17 protein-coding genes are annotated in these 20,651 nt (G+C 67.4%); 13 read left to right on the forward strand and 4 right to left on the reverse strand.

The window, feature by feature from the left end:
• Positions 1–2 precede the first annotated feature (2 nt).
• From nuoL to GGR47_RS12960, 8 genes are all read left to right on the forward strand, one after another.
• Positions 3–2,144, forward strand: coding sequence for an NADH-quinone oxidoreductase subunit L (gene nuoL, locus GGR47_RS12925; RefSeq protein WP_147034774.1), 2,142 nt, complete (start codon positions 3–5; stop codon positions 2,142–2,144).
• Positions 2,141–3,688: an NADH-quinone oxidoreductase subunit M gene (locus GGR47_RS12930; protein ID WP_147034775.1), complete on the forward strand. Its 1,548-nt coding sequence runs from the start codon at positions 2,141–2,143 to the stop codon at positions 3,686–3,688. Before nuoL ends, GGR47_RS12930 begins: the two co-directional genes overlap by 4 nt.
• A complete protein-coding gene (gene nuoN, locus GGR47_RS12935) occupies positions 3,688–5,142 on the forward strand; it encodes an NADH-quinone oxidoreductase subunit NuoN (protein ID WP_147034776.1) in 1,455 nt (484 codons plus the stop codon). The genes GGR47_RS12930 and nuoN overlap by 1 nt, the downstream gene beginning before the upstream one ends.
• Positions 5,139–5,846 carry a biotin--[acetyl-CoA-carboxylase] ligase gene (locus GGR47_RS12940; protein ID WP_147034777.1) on the forward strand — a complete coding sequence of 236 codons (708 nt, stop codon included), beginning with the start codon at positions 5,139–5,141 and terminating at the stop codon, positions 5,844–5,846. The genes nuoN and GGR47_RS12940 overlap by 4 nt, the downstream gene beginning before the upstream one ends.
• A gap of 10 nt (positions 5,847–5,856) precedes the next feature.
• Positions 5,857–6,651, forward strand: coding sequence for a type III pantothenate kinase (locus GGR47_RS12945; protein ID WP_147034778.1), 795 nt, complete (start codon positions 5,857–5,859; stop codon positions 6,649–6,651).
• 57 nt (positions 6,652–6,708) lie between these two features.
• Complete coding sequence (locus GGR47_RS12950; RefSeq protein WP_063685296.1) at positions 6,709–8,361, forward strand: ribonuclease J; 1,653 nt, start codon at positions 6,709–6,711, stop codon at positions 8,359–8,361.
• Between the two features lie 4 nt (positions 8,362–8,365).
• Complete coding sequence (locus tag GGR47_RS12955; protein ID WP_147034779.1) at positions 8,366–8,650, forward strand: DUF1467 family protein; 285 nt, start codon at positions 8,366–8,368, stop codon at positions 8,648–8,650.
• A gap of 111 nt (positions 8,651–8,761) precedes the next feature.
• On the forward strand, positions 8,762–8,914 hold the full coding sequence (locus GGR47_RS12960) for a hypothetical protein (protein ID WP_017979164.1): 153 nt from the start codon (positions 8,762–8,764) through the stop codon (positions 8,912–8,914).
• A 4-nt stretch (positions 8,915–8,918) separates the two neighbouring features.
• On the opposite strand, the gene GGR47_RS12965 is transcribed toward GGR47_RS12960, so the two are convergent.
• Entirely contained in the window at positions 8,919–11,225 is a 2,307-nt protein-coding gene (locus tag GGR47_RS12965; RefSeq protein ID WP_147034780.1) for a coiled-coil domain-containing protein, read from the reverse strand.
• Positions 11,226–11,325: 100 nt separating this feature from the next.
• Between GGR47_RS12965 and GGR47_RS12970 the strand changes: the two genes are divergently transcribed.
• Genes GGR47_RS12970 through GGR47_RS12985 form a run of 4 tightly spaced genes read left to right on the forward strand, consistent with a single transcriptional unit; the run spans position 11,326 to position 15,326 of the window.
• A complete protein-coding gene (locus GGR47_RS12970) occupies positions 11,326–11,616 on the forward strand; it encodes an Hpt domain-containing protein (protein WP_147034781.1) in 291 nt (96 codons plus the stop codon).
• A gap of 48 nt (positions 11,617–11,664) precedes the next feature.
• Positions 11,665–12,846 (forward strand): glycosyltransferase family protein, encoded by a 1,182-nt coding sequence (locus tag GGR47_RS12975; protein ID WP_147034782.1) that lies wholly within the window; start codon positions 11,665–11,667, stop codon positions 12,844–12,846.
• Positions 12,847–12,882: 36 nt separating this feature from the next.
• The gene (locus tag GGR47_RS12980) at positions 12,883–13,983 is read left to right on the forward strand and encodes a DUF2336 domain-containing protein (protein ID WP_147034783.1); all 1,101 of its coding nucleotides are present in this window, start codon (positions 12,883–12,885) and stop codon (positions 13,981–13,983) included.
• The gene (locus tag GGR47_RS12985) at positions 13,980–15,326 is read left to right on the forward strand and encodes a sensor histidine kinase (RefSeq protein ID WP_147034784.1); all 1,347 of its coding nucleotides are present in this window, start codon (positions 13,980–13,982) and stop codon (positions 15,324–15,326) included. The genes GGR47_RS12980 and GGR47_RS12985 overlap by 4 nt, the downstream gene beginning before the upstream one ends.
• A 28-nt stretch (positions 15,327–15,354) precedes the next feature.
• On the opposite strand, the gene GGR47_RS12990 is transcribed toward GGR47_RS12985, so the two are convergent.
• Genes GGR47_RS12990 through gltX form a run of 3 tightly spaced genes read right to left on the reverse strand, consistent with a single transcriptional unit; the run spans position 15,355 to position 18,276 of the window.
• Positions 15,355–15,558, reverse strand: coding sequence for a hypothetical protein (locus tag GGR47_RS12990; RefSeq protein WP_147034785.1), 204 nt, complete (start codon positions 15,556–15,558; stop codon positions 15,355–15,357).
• Entirely contained in the window at positions 15,558–16,841 is a 1,284-nt protein-coding gene (locus tag GGR47_RS12995; protein ID WP_017979157.1) for a citrate synthase, read from the reverse strand. The genes GGR47_RS12990 and GGR47_RS12995 overlap by 1 nt, the downstream gene beginning before the upstream one ends.
• A gap of 16 nt (positions 16,842–16,857) precedes the next feature.
• On the reverse strand, positions 16,858–18,276 hold the full coding sequence (gene gltX, locus GGR47_RS13000) for a glutamate--tRNA ligase (RefSeq protein WP_043059715.1): 1,419 nt from the start codon (positions 18,274–18,276) through the stop codon (positions 16,858–16,860).
• A gap of 80 nt (positions 18,277–18,356) precedes the next feature.
• Between gltX and GGR47_RS13005 the strand changes: the two genes are divergently transcribed.
• Positions 18,357–20,477 carry a ComEC/Rec2 family competence protein gene (locus GGR47_RS13005; protein WP_221204778.1) on the forward strand — a complete coding sequence of 707 codons (2,121 nt, stop codon included), beginning with the start codon at positions 18,357–18,359 and terminating at the stop codon, positions 20,475–20,477.
• The last annotated feature ends 174 nt before the right edge of the window (positions 20,478–20,651 follow it).

The raw sequence follows: 20,651 nt of genomic DNA on the forward strand, positions 1-20,651 counted from the left end.
CGGTGCACGCCATCTTATTCATCGTATTCCTGCCGCTGCTCGCGGCCGCGGTCGCGGGGCTGGGCAACAAGGCGATCGGCTTCGTGCCGGCTAAGGTCATCACGACCGGCGCGCTGTTCGTGTCGTGCCTGCTGTCGTGGCCGATCTTCCTCGGCTTCCTCGCGGGCACCAGCACGGCGCAGGTCGTGCCGGTCCTCACCTGGATCGTCAGCGGCGACATGGCGGTCGACTGGTCGCTGCGCGTCGACCAGCTGACCGCGATCATGCTGGTGGTCATCACCAGCGTGTCGGCGCTCGTCCACCTCTATAGCTGGGGCTATATGAGCGAGGATCCGGACCAGCCGCGCTTCTTCGCCTATCTGTCGCTGTTCACGTTCGCGATGCTGATGCTGGTGACCGCGGACACGCTGGTCCAGATGTTCTTCGGTTGGGAAGGCGTGGGCCTTGCCTCGTACCTCCTGATCGGTTTCTGGTTCCGCAAGCCGTCGGCCAATGCGGCCGCGATCAAGGCGTTCGTCGTCAACCGCGTCGGCGATCTGGGCTTCATGCTCGGCATCTTCGGCACCTTCCTGGTGTTCGGCACCGTCTCGATCCCGGCGATCCTCGCCGCGGCACCGAACATGGCGGGCTCGACGATCGGCTTCCTGTGGTTCCGTGCCGACACGATGACCGTGCTCTGCCTGCTGCTGTTCGTCGGCGCGATGGGCAAGTCGGCTCAGCTCGGCCTGCACACCTGGTTGCCGGACGCGATGGAGGGCCCGACCCCGGTGTCGGCGCTGATCCACGCGGCGACGATGGTCACCGCGGGCGTCTTCATGGTGTGCCGCCTGTCGCCGATGTTCGAAATGTCGCCGACCGCGCTGCATTTCGTCACCTTCATTGGTGCCGCGACCTGCCTCTTCGCCGCGACCGTCGGCATGGTGCAGACCGACATCAAGCGCGTCATCGCCTATTCGACCTGTTCGCAGCTCGGCTACATGTTCTTCGCCGCTGGCGTCGGCGCTTATGGTGCGGCGATGTTCCACCTGTTCACGCACGCCTTCTTTAAGGCGCTGCTGTTCCTGGGGGCCGGCTCGGTCATCCACGCGATGCACCACGAGCAGGACATGCGCTATTACGGCGGCCTTCGGAAAAGCATCCCGCTGACCTTTTGGGGCATGATGATGGGCACGCTGGCGATCACCGGCGTCGGCCTGCCCGCGGTGTTCGGCAATCCGCTCGGGATCGGTTTCGCAGGCTTCCATTCGAAGGATGCGATCATCGAGGCGAGCTGGGCCGCCGGCGAGCCGGGTGTCTGGTTCGTCGGTGTGCTCGTCGCGCTGATCACCAGCTTCTACTCGTGGCGCCTGATGTTCCTGACCTTCTGGGGCAAGCCGCGTTGGGCCGCATCGGAGCATATCCAGCACGCGCTCCACGATGCACATGGCCACGGCCATGACGATCACGCTCACGGTCATGACGCCCATGCACACGACGCGCATCACGCCGATGAGGCGCACGGCAACCCGGCGCAGGCCGAGGACGCGGGCGACCATCCCTCGACGCACGGGCCGGCGCAGCACGATCTGCCGGCGGGGACCGGCGGCTATCATCCGCACGAAAGCCCGCTGCCCATGCTGATCCCGCTGATCGTGCTGTCGATCGGTGCGATCGCGGCTGGCTTCGTCTTCCACGGCTATTTCATCGAGCCGAGTGCGGGGGAGAGCTTCTGGAAGGGCGACATCGCCTTCCGCGAGCATCTGATGCACGCGATGCATGAGGTGCCGACCTGGGTGAAGCTGTCGGCGACGGTGGCGATGCTGACCGGGCTGTTCACCGCATGGTACGCCTATATCAAGGCGCCGACCTTCCCCGCCGCGGTGGCGGAGCAGTTCCGCGTCCTGTACCGCTTCCTCACCCACAAATATTATTTCGACGAGCTGTATAACCTGCTCTTCGTCCGCCCCGCCTTCGCGATCGGCCGCTTCCTGTGGCATCGCGGTGACGAAAAGACGATCGATCGCTTCGGGCCGAACGGTTCGGCGTGGATCGTCGAGCGGTCCAGCCGCATCGCCGGCCGGCTCCAGAACGGATATGTCTATACCTATGCCTTCGTCATGCTGATCGGTCTGACCGCCGTCGTCACCTGGGCGATCGCACAATGAGCGGCTTCCCCATCCTGACGATCATGCTGTTGATCCCCGCGCTCGCGGCGATCGCCTGCCTGTTCGTCCCCGCCGCGACCGCGCGGATGGTCGCATTGGGCGCGACTTTTGCCGACTTTGCACTGGGCATCCTGCTCTGGGCGAACTTCGACATCGGCGGAGCGCAGTGGCAGTTCGTCGAGCACGGCCCGCGCCTCGGCTTCTTCGCCTGGGACCTCGGTATCGACGGCTTCGCGCTGATGCTGATCATGCTCAGCGTCTTCCTGATGCCGATTTGCATCGGGGCGAGCTGGCGGTCGGTGACGAACCGCGTGCCGGAATATATGGCCGCGTTCCTGCTCACCGAAACGCTGATGATCGGCACGTTCGCGGCGCAGGACCTGTTCCTGTTCTACCTGTTCTTCGAAGCCGGCCTGATCCCGATGTATCTGATCATCGGCATCTGGGGCGGCGTGAACCGCATCTACGCGTCGTACAAGTTCTTCCTCTACACGCTGCTCGGCTCGCTGCTGATGCTGATCGCGATGCTGTACATGGTGCAGACCGCGGGCACGTCCAGCATCCCGGCGCTGCAGAGCTTCGACTTCCCGGCGCATGTGCAGACGTGGCTGTGGCTCGCGTTCTTCGCCTCGTTCGCGGTGAAGATGCCGATGTGGCCGGTTCACACCTGGCTGCCCGATGCGCACGTGCAGGCGCCGACCGCGGGGTCGGTGATCCTGGCGGGCGTGCTGCTGAAGCTCGGCGGTTACGGTTTCCTGCGCTTCAGCCTGCCGATGTTCCCCGAGGCGTCGGGCCAGCTCACCTGGCTGATCTTCGGCCTGTCGGCGGTCGCGGTGATCTACACCAGCCTCGTCGCGCTGGTGCAGTCCGACATGAAGAAGCTGATCGCCTATTCGTCGGTCGCGCACATGGCGATCGTGACCATCGGCCTCTTCGCCTTCAACCGGCAGGGCATCGAAGGCGCGATGATCATGATGCTCAGCCACGGTCTGGTGTCGGGCGCGCTGTTCCTGTGCGTCGGCGTCATCTACGATCGCCTGCACACGCGTGAAATCAGCCGCTACGGCGGTCTGGCGATCAACATGCCGCGCTACGCCCTGTTCTTCCTGTTCTTCACCATGGCTTCGATCGGTCTGCCGGGAACGAGCGGCTTCGTGGCCGAATTCCTGTCGCTGATGGGCACGTATCAGGTGTCGACGTGGATCGCGCTGCTCTGCACGACCAGCATCATCCTCGGCGCCGCGTACATGCTCTATCTCTACCGTCGTATCGCCTTTGGCGAGATCAAGTCGGACGAGGTTCGCGCGATGGAAGACCTGTCGCATCGTGAGCTTTGGCTGCTGGCCCCGATCGCCGCGGTCGCGCTGTGGATGGGTGTCTATCCGGAAAGCTTCATGGCGCCGATGCGCAAGGACGTCGCCGTCCTGCTGACCCGCGTCGATCGGGCAGCGCCGCCGTCCGATTCCAAGCCGACCGCCGGCAAGCCAGCCGCGACCACTCCTGCCGCGGCGCATGCCGCCGCTGCCCACGGAACCACGCACTGATGGATTACGCCGCCAATCTCGCCATGACGCTGCCCGAGGTGATCCTCGGCGTCGGCGCCATCGTCCTGATGCTGGTCGCCGCCTGGGGTGGGCCTTCGTCGACCCGCGCGGTGTCCTGGGCTGCCGTCGCGATCCTGGCGGGCGCGTGCGTCGCGCTGATGGGGCCTGCGGGCTCCGGCGGCAGCGCGTTCGAAGGCCTGTACCGCGCGGATGCCTTCGCGGCGTTTGCCAAGGTGCTGATCTTCGTCGCCGCCGCCGTCGGTATCCTGATGGCGCCGGACTTCTTCCAGCGCACCAGCGGTGACGACCTGCGTCCCGAATATCCGGTGCTGATCCTGCTCTCTGCGGCGGGTATGGGCATGATGGTGTCGGCGAGCGATCTGCTGACGCTGTACGTCGGTCTCGAACTGCAGAGCCTGTCGGCCTATGTGCTGGCGAGCTTCATGCGCCGCGACACGCGGTCCGCGGAAGCGGGCCTCAAATATTTCATCCTCGGCGCGCTGGCGAGCGGCATCCTGCTCTACGGCATCAGCCTGGTCTATGGCTTCTCGGGCACGACGCTGTTCGGCGGGATCGCCGCGGCTTATGCCGGCACGAAGTCGCTGGGCCTGCTGTTCGGGCTGGTTTTCGTCTTCGCCGGCATCGCCTTCAAGATTTCGGCCGTGCCGTTCCACATGTGGACGCCGGACGTGTACGAAGGCGCGCCGACGCCGGTCACCGCCTTCTTCGCCTCGGCGCCGAAGGTCGCGGCGATGGGGCTCGCCGTCCGTGTCGCGGTCGAGGCGATGGGTCCGGCGACCGACCAGTGGCGCCAGATCGTCATCTTCGCCGCGCTCGCCTCGATCATCCTCGGCGCGGTCGCCGCGATCGGCCAGAGCAACATCAAGCGCCTGCTCGCCTATTCGTCGATCAACAACGTCGGGTTCGCGCTGGTCGGCCTTGCGGCGGGTACGCCGGAGGGCGTGGCGGGCGTGCTGACCTACATGACGATCTACATCGCCATGACGCTGGGCTCGTTCCTCATCGTCCTGCAGATGCGTGACGAGGCGGGCCAGCCGGTGGAGAGCATCGCCTCGCTGTCGGGGATGTCGCGGACCCGTCCGGGCCTCGCCGCGGCGCTTGCGATCTTCATGTTCAGCCTCGCCGGCATTCCGCCGCTGTTCGGCTTCTACGCGAAGTTTGCGGTGTTCGACGCGGCGGTGAAGGCCGGGCTGTTCCCGCTCGCGGTGATCGGTATCGCGGCGTCGACGATCGGTGCCTATTATTACCTGCGCGTCGTCAAGACGATGTACTTCGACGAACCGGCACCGGCGTTCGTGAAGGGTAACAGCCCCGTCGAGGGCGGCCTGATCGTGCTGACGGCCGCCTTCGTGTCGCCGCTCGGCTATCTCGCCATTCCGCTGCTCGGTGGCTGGACGATGGCCGCAGCTCGCGCATTGTTCCCCGGCGTTTGACCATCCGCTTCATCTCGGAAACGGGATCCACAAACGCCGATATGCTCCTCCTCGCCACGCAGGGCGCGGAGGAGGGGCTGTGGCTCCGTGCCGAGCGGCAGACGGCGGGGCGCGGCCGGCTGGGACGGACGTGGAGCGCGCCGCCGGGTAATTTTTCGGGATCGACGCTAGTCCGTCTCCGGGCCAGCGATCCACCGTCCGCGACGCTGGCGCTCACGGCTGCCGTTGCTCTCCACGATGCTCTGGGCGTTTTTCTGACGCCATCCGGAATGGCTCGGCTCAAATGGCCGAACGACGTGGTCGTCGATGGCGCGAAACTGTCGGGCATTCTGCTGGAGCGGAGTGGCGATGCGGTGGTCGTCGGCATCGGCGTCAATCTGGCGCATCATCCCGACCTTTCCGATCGCCCGACAACGAGCCTTGCCGCGCAAGGCGTCAGCGTCGATCCGGCGACCTTTGCCGAAGTGCTCTCCGAAGCGTTCGCGCGATGGCTGGCGCGCTGGCGCGGCGAGGGGATCGCAGCCATTCGCTCGGCCTGGCTTGCGGCTGCGCATCCGCTCGGCACGCCGCTCACCGCCCGTCTGCCCGATGGAAGCGCGGTCGACGGCCTGTTCGATGGGCTGGACCCCGACGGCGCGCTGATCCTGCGCTTGGCGTCGGGTGCCCGGCATGTCATTCATGCTGGCGACGTTTTTCTGCTGTGAAGGAGTGAGGATGCTGCTCGCCGTCGATGCCGGCAACACCAATGTCGTGTTTGCGCTGGTGGACATGAGCGAGGCCGGTGCCCGCACGATCAAGGCGCGCTGGCGCATCGCGACCGATCCGCGGCGGACCGCGGACGAATATGCCGTATGGCTAAGCCAGCTGCTTGCGCTGGAAGGCTATGACCGGTCGCAGATCGACGCCGTCATCATCGCGACCGTCGTACCCCGCGCCCTCCACAATTTGCAGGTGCTCAGCAGCAAGTATTTCGGGTCGGAGGCGCTGATCGCCGGCCGCGCGCCGGTGGAATGGGGGATCGCGCTGGATGTCGACGAGCCGCAGAACCTGGGCGCGGACCGCGCGATCAACACCATTGCGGCGCATGCGCTGCACCCGGGGGACCTGATCGTCATCGATTTCGGCACCGCGACGACCTTCGACGTCAGCGACTACAGCGGCGCCTATAAGGGCGGCATCATCGCGCCGGGTATCAACCTGTCGTTGGATGCGCTGGTCAGCGCCGCCGCCAAACTGCCGCGCATCGCGATCGAAGCGCCGGCGAACGGCAGCGTCATCGGCCGCAACACGGTCGATCAGATGACGATCGGCGTGTATTTCGGGTATATCGCGTTGATTGAGGGACTGGTCGCACGCATGAAGGCGGAGATCGGCCGACCCGCCAAGGTGATCGCGACCGGCGGCCTGGCGACGTTGTTCGAACAACATACCGACGTCTTCGACGTCATCGAGCCGGACCTGACCATCCAGGGGCTGGCGATCATGTACCAAAACGCCCATATCGGCTGAGACGCGCTCGCGCCATTCACCGGCCTGCGGGCGCTACGCAATTCACGAAAGACATCAATGACTCCCAAAACCAACGAACTTCTCTTCTGCGCCCTCGGCGGCTCGGGCGAGATCGGCATGAACGTCAATCTCTATGGCCACGCCGGCAAGTGGCTGATGGTCGATCTGGGCGTGACCTTCGCCGACGCCGCATATCCCGGCATCGATATCGTCCTGCCCGACCTGTCCTTCATCGAGGATCGCCTGAACGATCTCGTCGGGATCGTCCTGACGCACGGGCATGAAGACCACATCGGCGCACTGCCCTATCTTGCCGAAGATTTGGGCGTGCCGCTGTATGCGACACCGTTCACGGCCGGCCTGATCCGCGGCAAGCTGGAGGAAGAGGGCAACGCCCATCGTGTCAAGCTGCGCGTGATCCAGCCGGGCAAGAGCGGCGTCGCGGGCGCGCAGATCGGCCCCTTCGGTGTCAGCTTCATCGAACTGTCGCACTCGATCCCCGAACCCAATGCGCTGGTGATCGAAACCAAGGCGGGCCGCGTGTTCCACACCGGCGATTGGAAGCTCGATCCCACGCCGGTGATCGGCAAGCCGACCAGCCCCGAACGGCTGACCCAGATCGGCGATGCCGGCGTCGACGTGCTGGTCTGCGATTCGACCAACGTCTTCAATGCGGAAGCATCCGGCTCCGAAGCATCGGTGCGTCGCGGCCTGGCGGAGCAGATCGCGCGCGCGAAGGGGCGGGTGCTTGTCACCACCTTCGCGTCCAATGCGGCACGCCTCCATACGTTGGGGCAGGTCGCGCGGGAGACGGGGCGTAAGCTGTGCGTCACCGGCCGCTCGCTCGACCGGATCCTGAAGGTCGCGCAGGCGACGGGCTATCTGACCGATTTCCCCGAAACGGTCGACCCCGACACCGCGATGCGGCTGCCGAAGAACAAGGTGCTGATCGTCGCCACGGGCGGTCAGGGCGAGCCGCGTGCAGCGCTGGCACGGGTCGCCGATGGCTCGCACACGATCAAGCTCGACCTGGGCGACACGGTGATCTTCTCGTCGAAGCAGATTCCCGGCAACGAAGTCGCGATCGGCAAGATCCAGAACACGCTGGCGTCCAAAGGCGTGGTGATGATTACCGAGCGCCAGGCGCACGTCCACGTCTCGGGCCACCCCGGTCGGCCGGAACTGGCACAGATGTACAAGTGGATCCGTCCGCAGACGTTGGTGCCGGTTCATGGCGAGATGCGTCACATGATGGAGCATGCCCGCTTCGCGCTGAGCGAGGGCGTGCCGCAGTCGATCGTGCAGAGCGATGGCGACGTCATCCGGCTGCTGCCCGGCAAGCCTGAGAAGATCGGCAATGCCGGTGTCGGCCGCCTGGTGCTCGACGGTGACGTGATCCTGCCTGCGGACGGATCGACGATCAACGAACGTCGCAAGCTGGCGATCAACGGCCAGATTTCGGTTGCGGTCGCGATCGGTAAGGATGGGCGGCTCCTCGGCCGGCCGCAGGTGCGCGTTCAGGGCGTGCCGGTCGAAGAGGATCGTGCGGCCTTTATCGAAGATGCCGCCGAGGCCGCTGCCGAAGCGCTCAAGGGTCAGCGGCGCGAACTCGACCGCCGCCGCGAGGACGTCCGGCTTGCGGTGCGACGCATCGCGACCCGCTGGACGGGCAAGAAGCCGATCGTCGATGTGCTGATCATTGAGGCCTGATCCCATGCGCTGGACGTCGATGCTTGCGATCTACGTCCTGTTCTGGGCGTTCTCGGTGTTCCTCGTATTGCCCTGGGGCGTGCGCACGACCCATGAAGTGGGGGGTGAGCACGTCGCGGGTCAGGCGGACAGTGCGCCGCACGAATTTCGCCTCGGCCGTCTCGCGGTCCGCGTGACCATCGTCGCGACGATCCTGTTCGGTCTGTTCATCGCCAATTATGAATTCGGCTGGGTCACGCCGCAGATGCTCGACCTGTTCGATCGCGAGGCCGTCTACAATCGCAGCTAGTCCCGATCGGCCTGACTTGATTGTCATGTTCGTGTCAGGTTCGCGCAAGTCGTTGCCTGATAGGCTTTTGCCGCCGCCACAGAGGGTGGTGACTGACGAAAGGCCCGATCGGTGTACGACAGGCACGGCCAAGCGCTCGACTTGCTCGAACGCGCGCTCCACCTGATGGATGAAGAAGGGCGGCCGCTGGTCGCAGCGCGCATCGCCGCCGCGATCGACGATCTGCTACGCGACCCGAAGGTCCGCGAGCAGCACCCGAATTGACGCCCTAGCGCAGCCGTTCGATCGCCTGCGCGAGTGCCACGTACAGTTTGCCCATGTCCGACGACAGCAAGGTCACGCTGAGCGGCGAGCCGTCGCGCTGTGCCAGGATCGTCCGGAGCATCCCTTCGAAATCGTGGATGTAGCGATTGACCGACTCCCGGAACCGGGCGTCGTCGTCGTACAGCCGTGCGATATCGCGGGCGTCACCCGGTTCCAGCACGCGCACCGCACGGCGGGTGAAGACCCCGCGATCGCCCTTCAGATAGGCGGCCCAGGCGCTGTCGGACACTTCGGGCGCAAATGCCTTCGTGATGTCGATCGCGGCCGAATTGAGCGATTCGATCAGCAGCGAGGCGCGGCGGGCGAATGTGTCGCGCTCCGCCTCTTCGCGCTCGGTGCGGGCATCCTCCAGCCGCGTCTCGACCAGCGCCGTCTGATCGAGGATCTGCTGGACCTGCGCCGATAGCCGTTCGGTCGCGCGGGTCGCGGCGTCGACGGCATGCCCCGTCGCATCGGCAATCGCCCGCACCTGCCGCTCGACCGTGTCGCCGGTGGCGCGGCGCATCGCCTCGGCGCTCGCTTCCTCCATCTGGCTGGCCGCATCGGGAATGACGCTCGCCAGCGTCTCGCGCGCCTTGTCCGCCGCGACGGATGCGGTGTCGCGGACGCGGAGCAGCGCGTCGACGAGCCGCGGGGCCGCCTCTTCGGCGAAGCGATGCGTGCGATCGATCGTTTCGTCGACCATCATGCCGAGCGCGTCGGCCTTGGCACGGCCGTCGTTGAGCGTCTGGAGCAGGGTGCCCGACAGGCGATCGAGCGTCGTCGTCTGTTCCGCGATGACGCCTGCAATCGCCTCGATCGCATCGTGCGTGCTTTCCGCAGCGGTCACGAGCGCGAGCAGCTCCGGCTTCGCGGCGACGACGACCTGCTTGCTGGAGGCGATACGCGTGTCGAGTCGGGCGAGCGCTTCGGGCAGCGTCTCGTCGATCTCGCGGGCCGCGGCGTCGAGCGCGATGAGCAGCGATTCGGTGGTGCCGATGGTCCGCGTCGCCATCGCTTCGCCGGTGCGCAACGCTTCGGTCATCGCATCCGCCGAGCCGCCCAGCGCGCTGATCGACGCGGCGAGCAGCTGCGACCGGTCGACGCCCTGTGCGTGCAACGTATCCAGCCGCGTCTCGACCCGCTCGATCCCGGCATCGAGCCCGGCGAGCAGCGATTCGCTGGCCCCGCGCTGGTCGTGCAGGCGCAGCGTCACGCGGTCGATGACGTCTTCGACGGCGGCGATCCGTTCGCCCAAGGCATCCGCGCTCTGACGGGCAGCGGTGTCGAGCGCAGCCTGGTTGGCGCGCAGCATCGCCAGCATTGCCTCGCCCTGCGCGGCAATGCCCTTGCGCGCCTCGTCCACGGCGTCGGCCGTGCGGCCGAGCAGCGCGTCGACCGCGTCGGACATGTCGCCCGTAACTGATTCGAGCCGCGCGCCCGCTGTTTCGCTGGTCGCCTCCATCCGCGCGATATGCGCGGCGAGTTTCTGTGCGGCGCCGCCGGCGACGAGGTCCGCCTCCCGGCCGCGCTCCGCGAGCGCGGCGAGCTTTGCCTCCAACGCCGCAGCGTGCTCGCCGGCGGCCAAGCCGGTATCGTCGAGCAGCCGGCCGGCCTCTGCCACCTCGGCCTGCGCACGCGGCAGCGAGGCGAGGAGGACGCCGAGGTGCGTTTGCGCCTCGGCGACGGCTTCGGACAGGGCGCGGGCGTGAGCGTCAGCCTGGCCGATCTCCAGTGCCATGCCTCGTCCGACGGCAGCCAGCCGTTCGTTGGCGCCATCGCCCATCGCCATCAGCGTGGTGATCTGGTCGGCGAGCTGGCGGCGGTTGGCGTCGAGCGATCGGGAGACTGCGGCGACCGTCCGTTCCAGACTGGCGGCCTCGGCACGCATCGCCTGGGCGGTGCTGCGAAAACGGGTTGCCTCGCGCCGGCTGGTCCGCATGGCGAGCAGATAGACGATGCCGATGAGGGCGGGGATCACCGCCAGCGCGGCGATATATTGGGCGAGGGGGACGGGCAGCAGGAACGGAAGCTGGTCGCGGGCGAGCCAGAGCATGCCGCCGATCCACGCGACGGAGGCGACGATCGCCAGCGTCGGCGCCAGCCACGTTGCGCGGCGCGGCTCGACCTCGACCGCCTCGGTCCAGGCGAGCGGTTCGCCGCCGTGATAGTCGCCGTGGCCACCCATCGATTCGGGCGTGGTCGGTTCCAGCTCGTACCGGCCCAGGGCATCGTCGGTGGCTGCGGCTTCCGCCCGCATGTCGATAATCATGGAACCCCCGTTCGTGTCCGCCGGGCTTAACCATGTTCGGCACCGTCATAAAGCGAAAGTGCAACACTTGATTAAGTGGTGGTGCGCTAAGCGGCCTCTCATGGCGTATGATCCCGGAGCGATCGACGCGGCGCTGGCCGCCGCAGTGGGTGACGAACCCGGGTTGATCGCCGAATTGCGGCTGGCCTTCACCGAAAGCGCCGAACGGGCGCTGGCGGCGATGGACGCGGCGACGACCCGCGACCAATGGCGTGACGCGGCCTCGCGATTGAAGGGGCTGGCGGCGAGCTTCGGGGCGGTCCGGCTGATGGCCCTGGCGGCACAGGCGGCCGACGGTGCGCGCGATACGGCTATCCTCAGCAAGCTGCGTCGATCGGTGATGCGCCTTTAGCCGCAATCCGCCCTAGGCAGGGGGAAGATGACCCCTTAACAGCGCCAGATGCTCGCCGGCCTTATCTTCGCCATGCACGACGCGGACGATCGGCCCAATATGCTGACCGCGACGCTGCCGTTCGGTGGCGTGACGCTGATCGAGTATCAGGCGCGGCTGCTGATCGCTGCTGGCGCATCGCAGATCATCATCGTCGTTGCCCGGCTGACGCCTGAATTGCTGGGTGCGATCAATCGGATAGGCAAGCGTGGCATCGCGGTCGATACGGTGCGGACCGCCGCCGAGGCGGCCGAGACCTTGCACCCGCTGGCCCGCGTGCTGATGCTGGCGGATGGGTTGACCACGACCGGCGATACGCTCGCCGTACTGGCGCGCGAGGGCGGCGATGCGCTGCTGGTCGTGCCCGAGGATCAGGTGGGGCCGGGGTACGAACGGCTGGGCGGTGGCATGGTCTGGGCAGGCGTTGCCCGACTGGAACCGCGTCGTCTGGCGGAGCTGGCGGCGATGCCACGCGACTATGACGTGCCTTCGACCCTTGTCCGCCTCGCGTCGCAGGCCCGGGCGACGCATATACTGCTGCCGCAAGAGGCGGTCCGCGCAAGCCATGGCGTCGGTCATTCCGCGCAGGCGCTTGACGCGCGAAGCCGGCGCGCGATGGCGGCGATGGTGTCGTCGCGTAGTGGGTGGTTCGAACGCTATATCACCGCACCGCTCGCCCGGTCGGTCATTCCCTTGCTGGTGCCGCGGACGGTGCCCGTCGTCGCCGTCGCGGGAGTCGGAGGCGTATTTGGTCTGCTCGGTACGACGCTGACCGCGTTCGGGCACGATGTGTCGGGGTTGCTGTTGGCCTTGGTCGGCACGCTGGGCCTGTCGCTCGGTGCGATCCTCGCCGATCTGCGAGACGAATCGGGCAGCGCGACATGGCTGGCTAGGGCAGCCGCGATCCTGCCGGCCCTGGCGGTGTTGGCCTATGGCCATGATGCGACCCAATTATCGGTCGACGGCAGCGAGCAGATGCTGGCGATCGCCGGTGTCGTGCTTGCGGGCCTTGGCGAGCGCGCGCTGGGGCCGGCGCCGCGGCGGATGTGGTGGGGCAGTCCACCGGCCTATCTTCTGCTCGTCTGGCTGGGCGCGCTCCTGTCGTCGCCCATGCTGGGACTGGGGCTTGCGGCGACCTATGCCGCCGCAACATTGGCCGCGGGAATCGAGCGATTGCGGACCCTTGCATAACGCTGTCTTAATGATGGAAGCGTAGGCAACCACATCATGGCGGTCGGAACGGATCAGGCGGAGCGGGATGCGCTCGCCACGCGCATCGGCGCTGCGACCCGTCTCGCGGCGCGCGCCGACGCGCGCCTGACCGGTGCGATCGACGATTTCTTCGTGGCCGAGGATTCGCGGCTGGATGAACGAACGCGCGTGGCGCTGGGGCGCATGCTTGCTGCCGTCGTGCAGGGCGTCGAGACGGACATCCGCCGTCACGCGGCCCGCGTGCTCGCAGGGCAAGGCGCCGATACGCAGGCCGAACAGCTGCTAAAAGGGCACGAGGACGTGGTGCGACGCCTGTCGCGTGCGGGCCTGCTGCGCGATCGTGGTCTGATGGACGAACTGATCGCGCAGGTGCGATGCGACCGAATCGCTGCCGCGCTGCCGTCGCAGGCGGGTGCGCCCGATCAGCCGAGCCTGCTCGTTCGCCTGGCGGAGGTCGATGACGGCGTCGTCGCCGCCGCGGCGCGGGCGTTGATGACCGCGGAGGCTCGCCGCCGCGCCTCGGTGGAGCAAGGCGGCGCAATGCCCGGCCTGCTGCCGGCTGAGCGGCATCATCAGCTGGTCTGGTGGGTCGCCGCTTCGATTCGCGAAGGTCGCATCGCCGTCTCGGGTGAGGATGCCGCCGTCGATCGTGCGATCGTCGAGGCAGCGCAGCGCAGCCTTGCCGCGCATGACGAGGGCCAGCGGATCGAAGCATTGGCGGTCCGCCTGGCGAGTGCGATCGATGCACGAGCGCACGAACTCGGCGACCTGCTGGTCGAAGCCCTCGGCGATCGCCGCCTGATCCTGTTTATCGCAATCCTCGGCCGCGCGGTCGATCTCGACTTCGCCGGCGCGCGCGCGATCGTGCTGGAGCCTGAGGGCGACCGGCTGTGGCTGGCGCTGCGGGCGGCGGCGCTTGATCGCCCGACGATTGCGCGGATCGCGCTGGCACTCGCCGATGCCGACCCGCGGCGCGACATCGATACCTTTGCCGAGGAACTCGACGCCATTGCCACCGTTCCGGTTGAGGCTGCGCGATCGGCGCTGGCCCCGCTGACGCTGCACCATGATCTGCGTCTCGCGATCGATGCTTTGGCGCGAGAGGCTGGACGATGAGACTGGACGGTATTCCCGACGTTCCCGTCAGCCATGCGATGATCGATGGCGACGGACGGCTGGTCGCGGCGGATCCGGCATTGCTCGCGCTCAACGAAGCAGCCGGCGGCACGATGGGCGCCGCACTCGCGGTGCCGCAACTGGCGACGGTGGCGCGTCTGGCGCGGCGGCTCGGCATTCTCGTGTCGCGGGGCGTTGTGGTCGCCGACGGCGATACCGACCTCGACCTGTGGATACGGGCCCAACCGGATGGGGATGGCGTGCGCATGGCCGTCAGCGGCTGGCGTGAGATGCGGGCGCGGCCGGTCGTCGCATCGCCCGCGACCCGGTTGGTCGAATCGGACGATCTCGCTTGGGATACGGATGGCGGGCTTCGCCTGACATTCGTGTCGATCGATGCGGCGCGACGGCTGGGGCTCGACGCCCTGTCGCTGCTCGGTCAGCCGCTCACCGCCTTGTTCACGCTCGATTCGGATGGCGACGGTGCGCTCCCGATTCTCGAGGCGGTGGCGCGTCAGCGGCCGCTCGAGCGCCAGCGTGCGCGTGTGCGCGGCGGCGACGTACGCGTCCTGTTGACGGCGCATGTGCGCCGGGACCCCTCGGGTCAATTTGCCGGTCTGTCCGGCGTCGCGCGGGTTGAGGACGAGGCGCCTGCACCGGCCGCTCCCTCGACGATTGCGCCGGCCTTTACCGAAGGGCTCGACAAGGCGCTGCGCACGCCGCTTGCCCGGATCATCGCCCACGCCGACACGATCCACGCTGAGGCGGAGGGGCCGGTGCAGCGCGACTATGCCGATTATGCGTCGGACATCGCCAATGCCGGCCGGCATCTGCTCGGACTGGTCGACGATCTGGTGGATCTGCAGGCGATCGAGCGGCCCGATTTCGCGCTGGACACCGATTCGATCGATCTCGCCGACGTTGCGCGCCGCGCGGCGGGGCTGCTCTCCGTCCGCGCAAGCAATGCGGGCGTCGCGATCGCGCGGCCGCTCCCTGAACTGCGCATGCCGGCGCAGGGCGATTTTCGCCGTGCGTTGCAGATCATGGTCAATCTCGTCGGCAATGCCGTGCGCTACTCGCCGGAGGGTGGCGTAGTGAGCGTCACCGCGCTGCGCACCGGCGGCATGGCAGAGGCGGTGGTCGCCGATCAGGGCAAGGGCATCGCGATTGAGGATCAGGCGCGCATTTTCGAGAAGTTCGAACGCGTCGATCCGACTGAGGCGGGCGGCAATGGGCTGGGCCTCTATATCGCGCGGCGTCTGGCGCGGGCGATGGGCGGCGATCTGACGGTAGAAAGTGCGCCCGGTGAGGGCGCGCGGTTCACGCTCAGCCTGCCGGTCTAAGCGGGGCCCGTAAGCGTTCTTCGAGGCGTCAGCGTCGGATGCGGCGCGCGACCAGGATCAAGAGCAATCCACCAACGGCGAGCGCGGCACCACGGTCCGCCCATGGCCGCTGGTCGAGCATGAAGCTCTCCTGCGGCCAATGGACGTAGCCGAGGCCCTGGCCGATCCACAGTAACCCGACCAGCGTCAGCATGACGCCGATCGAGATAAGGACCGGCCGGGCGCGGCGCATCAGCGCTGCTCGACCGGAACGTACGACCGCTGCGTCGGGCCGGTGTACAGCTGACGCGGACGGCCGATCTTCTGGTCGGGATCGGTGATCATCTCGTTCCACTGCGCGACCCAGCCGACGGTGCGGGCGAGCGCGAACAGCACGGTGAACATCTCGGTCGGGAAGCCGATCGCCGACAGGATGACGCCCGAATAGAAGTCGACGTTCGGGAACAGCTTCTTCTCGATGAAGTAATCGTCCGACAGCGCGAGCTCTTCCAGCCGCAGCGCGGTGTCGAACAGCGGATCGTTGACCTTCAGTGCGTCGAAGACCTCACGCACGGTCTTCTGCATCACCGTCGCGCGCGGATCGTAATTCTTGTACACGCGGTGACCGAAGCCCATCAGGCGGAACGGATCGTTCTTGTCCTTGGCGCGCGCGATAAACTCGGGGATACGCTCGGGCGTGCCGATCTCGCGCAGCATGTTGAGCGCGGCTTCGTTCGCGCCGCCATGCGCCGGACCCCAGAGGCAGGCGATGCCCGCCGCGATGCACGCGAACGGATTGGCGCCCGACGAACCCGCCAGACGGACGGTCGAAGTCGAGGCGTTCTGTTCGTGATCGGCGTGCAGGATGAAGATTCGGTCCATCGCCTTTTCGACCGCCGGGTTCACTTCATACGGCTCGGCGGGAACGCCGAAGGTCATGCGCAGGAAGTTGCCGGTGTAGGACAGCGAGTTGTCCGGGTACAGGAAGGGCTGGCCGACGCTGTACTTGTACGCCATCGCCGCGATCGTCGGGATCTTGGCGATCAGGCGGTGCGAGGCGATGGTGCGCTGGACCGGATCGTGGATGTCGGTCGAGTCGTGATAGAAGGCCGACAGCGCGCCGACGACGCCGCACATGATTGCCATCGGGTGCGCATCGCGGCGGAAGCCACGGAAGAACGCCGCCAGCTGTTCATGCACCATGGTGTGGCGCGTGATCGTGTTGGTGAAGCCCGTCAGCTCGTCCGCCGAGGGCAGCTCGCCGTTCAGCAGCAGATAGGCGACTTCCATAAAGCTCGACTGTTCGGCGAGTTCGCCGATCGGATAGCCGCGATGCAGCAGAACGCCTTCGTCACCGTCGATATAGGTCAGCTTCGACTGGCACGACGCCGTCGAGGTGAACCCCGGATCGTAGGTGAAGTCCCCGGTCTGCGCGTAGAACTTGCGGATGTCGACGACGTCCGGTCCGACAGTGCCGGACATGACCGGGTAGTCGAAATCCTTGCCGTTCACGGATACCTTTGCGGCTTCGGTCATCTGGTTGTCCTTCCTATCAGACTTGCATCTGGTCCGCGATGCGGCCGAGGCTTTCCTCTTTGCCGAGCAACGCGAGCACGTCGAAAATGCCGGGCGAGGTCTTGCGCCCGGTGAGAGCGGCGCGGAGCGGCTGGGCGACCTGTCCGAGCTTTACGCCCGTGCTGTCCGCCACCTGCCGTACCGCTGCTTCGATTGTCTCCTGATCCCACTGCTGCACCGCGTCAAGCGCGGCGTGCAGCGCAGCGAGGAGCGCACGGGCGTCGGCGGTCAGCAGGTCCGAAGCTGCCTGATCCATCGCGAGCGGCCGGACCGCAAACAGGAAAGCGGCGCCGTCGCTCAGTTCGTTGAGATTGGCGGCGCGCGCCTTCAGCACCGGCATCGCGCGCGTGAGCAGATCGACGTCGGTATAGCCGCCGATCCCGGCGACCAACCCTGCCAGCCGTGCGTCGTCGGCAGCACGGATGTAATGGCCGTTGAGGTTTTCGAGCTTCTTCAGATCGAAGCGCGACGGGCTCTTGCCGACCGCATCGAGGTCGAACCATTCGGTCGCCTGTTCGCGGCTGATGATCTCGTCGTCGCCATGGCCCCAGCCCAGGCGGAGCAGGTAATTGTCGAAGGCTTCGGGCAGGATGCCGAGTTCGTCACGATACGCTTCGATCCCCACCGCGCCGTGGCGTTTCGACAGCTTGGCGCCGTCGGTGCCGTGGATCAGCGGGATATGCGCATAGACCGGCTCCGGCCAGCCATTCGCCTTGTAGATCGGCAGCTGGCGGAAGGCGTTGTTGAGGTGATCGTCGCCGCGGATCACATGCGTCACGCCCATGTCGTGATCGTCGACCACCACCGCCAGCATATAGGTCGGCGTGCCGTCCGAGCGCAGGAGGATGAGGTCGTCGAGTTCGCTGTTCTGGACCGTCACCGACCCCTGCACTTGGTCGTCGATCGTCGTCGCGCCCTCACGCGGCGCCTTCAGGCGCACGACGAAAGGCTGGCCGTCCGGCGCGGTCGCGGGATCGGCGTCGCGCCAGGGCGAGCGGATGCGCAGCGGCTGCTTCGCCGCCTGCGCCGCTTCGCGCTGCGCGGCGATCTCGTCCTGCGTCATGTAGCAGCGATAGGCATGGCCGTTCGCCACCATCTGATGCGCGACCTCGGCATGGCGATCGGCGCGCGCGAACTGGAAGACGGCGTCGCCGTCCCAGTCGATGCCCAGCCATTGCAGGCCGGCAAGGATCGCGTCGATCGCCGGCTGCGTCGAGCGGGCACGATCGGTATCCTCGATCCGCAGCAGGAACGTGCCGCCATGGTGACGCGCGTACAGCCAATTGAACAGCGCGGTGCGCGCGCCGCCGAGGTGCAGATAGCCGGTGGGCGAGGGGGCGAATCGCGTGACTATTCCCGCGCCGTCGCCCGAACGATTTTCAACTGTTGCGCCCAACCGCGCTTGCTCCCAAAGTTTGAAACCTGATGGCCAGTCCAGCCGCCGCGGCCTCTAGCACGCGCTCCGTGTGCCTTCAAATGCCCCAGGGGTGGCATCGGTTGCGCGATCGTGTGGAAGCGTGGCTGCACGCGGAGCGCGATCGGATTGCTTTATGGGTGCCGGTGGCGTTCGGGGCGGGCGCCGGCGGCTGGTTCCTGTTGCCCGACCCCAACCAGTGGATCGCGGCGATGCTGGCGGCACTCGCCATCGCCTGCGCTGCGGCGGCGATCGGCCGGGGCGGGCGGGCGGCGCATAGCGTCGCTGTCGGCGCTGTTCTGATAGCGGCGGGCGTGGCGACAGCGTGGTGGCGCGCGGAGCAGGTCGCGGCCCCGGTGCTGGCGCGGCCGGTCGTCGCCGTCGTGACCGGCCGAGTGGTCGGAATGGAGGCCCTCGTCGCGCGCGATCTGGTGCGGCTGACGATCGAGAGCGATCCGGGGTTGGGATTGCCACCGCGGGTGCGGGTCAACCTGGCGACCGACGATGTGCCGAAGGGGCTGGGCGAGGGCGCGCGGATCCGGCTGCGCGCGCGGTTGATGCCGCCGGCGGCGGCTTCGGTGCCGGGCGCATATGACTTTGCGCGGGCCGCGTGGTTCGCCGGGATCGGCGCGACCGGTCGAGGGTTCGCGCCGGTGGAGCTGGTGTCGCCCGGCATGCCGGAGGGCAGCCTGCGGCGACGCCTGACCGCGCATATCACTGGTCGGCTGGAGGGGAGCGGGGGCGGCATCGCGGCAGCGCTGGCGACCGGGGACGAGGGGGCGATCAGCGAGCGCGATGCGGAGGCGATGCGGCGTGCGGGCCTGGCGCATCTGCTGTCGGTCAGCGGGCTGCACATCACCGCGGCGGTGGCGGCGACGATGGTCGTGACGTTGCGGCTGCTCGCGCTGTGGCCATGGCTTGCCATTCGCGTCCGGTTGCCGTTGGTCGCGGCGGGGATGGGGGCGTTGGCCGCCATCGGCTATACGTTGCTCACCGGATCCCAGGTTCCCACGATCCGATCGTGCGTCGCCGCGCTGCTGGTGCTGGCGGCGCTGGCGATGGGGCGGGAGGCGATGACGCTGCGGCTGGTGGCGGCCGGCGCGATGGTCGTGCTGGCGGTGCGGCCGGAAGCGCTGGTGGGGCCGAGCTTCCAGCTGTCGTTCGCTGCGATCGTGGCGATCGTCGCGCTGCATGAGCATCCAAGGGTGCGCGGGTGGTTCGAGCCGCGTGAGGAGGCTCGCGCGCGGCGTCTGTTACGCGGGCTTGGGTCGCTGCTGTTGACGGGCGTGGTGGTGGAGGCGGCGCTGATGCCGATCGCGGTCTATCACTTCCACAAGGCGGGCCTGTACGGGGCGGCCGCCAATATCGTCGCCATCCCGCTGACGACGTTCGTCGTCATGCCGCTGGAGGCGGGGGCGTTGTTGCTGGACACGGTTGGGTTGGGCGGGCCCGTGTGGTGGCTGACCGATGGAGCACTGCGCGGGCTGCTGTGGCTGGCGCATCTCGTCGCGGATGCGCCGGGCGCGTCGCTGGCGGTGCCGTCGATGCCGCTGGGGGCGTTTCTGTCGATGATCGCCGGTGGGCTGTGGCTGGCGCTGTGGAGTACGCAAGTTCGCTGGATCGGCGTGCTGCCGATCGTCGCCGGTGCCGTCTGGGCGGCGCTGACCCCGCCACCCGATCTGCTGGTGACGGGGGACGGGCGGCATATGGCGATCCGGCTGGGTGGCCGGCTGGCGCTGCTACGCGACCGCGCCGGGGACTATACGCGGGCGATGCTCGCCGAGAACGGCGGGACCGATGGCGAGCCGTGGCTGCTCGACGATCTGCCGGAGGCACGGTGCAGCCGCGATGCGTGCGTGGCGGTCCTGCGGGACGGGGGAGGGCAGGCGTTCCGCGTCCTGGCGACCCGCAGCGGCTACCAACTGGCATGGCGGGATGTGGTCGCGGCCTGCGGGAGGGCGGACGTCGTGGTGAGCGACCGGCGGCTGCCGCGGGCGTGCCGGCCGCGCTGGCTGCGGCTAGACGCGCCCGTGCTGCGGCGCACCGGCGGCGTCATGCTGACCCTGGCGAGCGGACGTGTGCGGACCGTGACGCAGCCGGGCGATCGGCACCCGTGGTTGGTGGGAGCCAAGGTCGCCCCGCCCCGGACGGACGATATCCCGACGGCCATGCCTCCACGATGACCCCAGCCTGCGCGCTGGTCTCGGTCTGAGCCTTTGCGACGGGGCGCTGCTTCCCGTAGCGGTATGAGTTCGGGTCAATCCGTCATTGCCTCGCTGCGCTCGCAATGATGCCCCTGTCTAAACATCCCATATTAAAGGACTTTCAACCACGCAATCAGCGGGAAGCCGGGATGC

The organism is Sphingomonas aquatilis, assembly GCF_014196115.1.
In the GTDB taxonomy this organism is placed as follows: domain Bacteria; phylum Pseudomonadota; class Alphaproteobacteria; order Sphingomonadales; family Sphingomonadaceae; genus Sphingomonas; species Sphingomonas aquatilis.

Excerpts from the sequence above, each read along its gene's own strand:
- GGR47_RS12930 (WP_147034775.1), top strand. The coding sequence starts at position 2,141 with ATGAGCGGCTTCCCCATCCTGACGATCATGCTGTTGATCCCCGCGCTC.
- nuoN (WP_147034776.1), top strand. The coding sequence starts at position 3,688 with ATGGATTACGCCGCCAATCTCGCCATGACGCTGCCCGAGGTGATCCTC.
- GGR47_RS12945 (WP_147034778.1), top strand. The coding sequence starts at position 5,857 with ATGCTGCTCGCCGTCGATGCCGGCAACACCAATGTCGTGTTTGCGCTG.
- GGR47_RS12950 (WP_063685296.1), top strand. The coding sequence starts at position 6,709 with ATGACTCCCAAAACCAACGAACTTCTCTTCTGCGCCCTCGGCGGCTCG.
- GGR47_RS12955 (WP_147034779.1), top strand. The coding sequence starts at position 8,366 with ATGCGCTGGACGTCGATGCTTGCGATCTACGTCCTGTTCTGGGCGTTC.
- GGR47_RS12965 (WP_147034780.1), bottom strand. The coding sequence starts at position 11,225 with ATGATTATCGACATGCGGGCGGAAGCCGCAGCCACCGACGATGCCCTG.
- GGR47_RS12970 (WP_147034781.1), top strand. The coding sequence starts at position 11,326 with ATGGCGTATGATCCCGGAGCGATCGACGCGGCGCTGGCCGCCGCAGTG.
- GGR47_RS12975 (WP_147034782.1), top strand. The coding sequence starts at position 11,665 with ATGCTCGCCGGCCTTATCTTCGCCATGCACGACGCGGACGATCGGCCC.
- GGR47_RS12980 (WP_147034783.1), top strand. The coding sequence starts at position 12,883 with ATGGCGGTCGGAACGGATCAGGCGGAGCGGGATGCGCTCGCCACGCGC.
- GGR47_RS12985 (WP_147034784.1), top strand. The coding sequence starts at position 13,980 with ATGAGACTGGACGGTATTCCCGACGTTCCCGTCAGCCATGCGATGATC.
- GGR47_RS12990 (WP_147034785.1), bottom strand. The coding sequence starts at position 15,558 with ATGCGCCGCGCCCGGCCGGTCCTTATCTCGATCGGCGTCATGCTGACG.
- GGR47_RS12995 (WP_017979157.1), bottom strand. The coding sequence starts at position 16,841 with ATGACCGAAGCCGCAAAGGTATCCGTGAACGGCAAGGATTTCGACTAC.
- GGR47_RS13005 (WP_221204778.1), top strand. The coding sequence starts at position 18,357 with ATGCCCCAGGGGTGGCATCGGTTGCGCGATCGTGTGGAAGCGTGGCTG.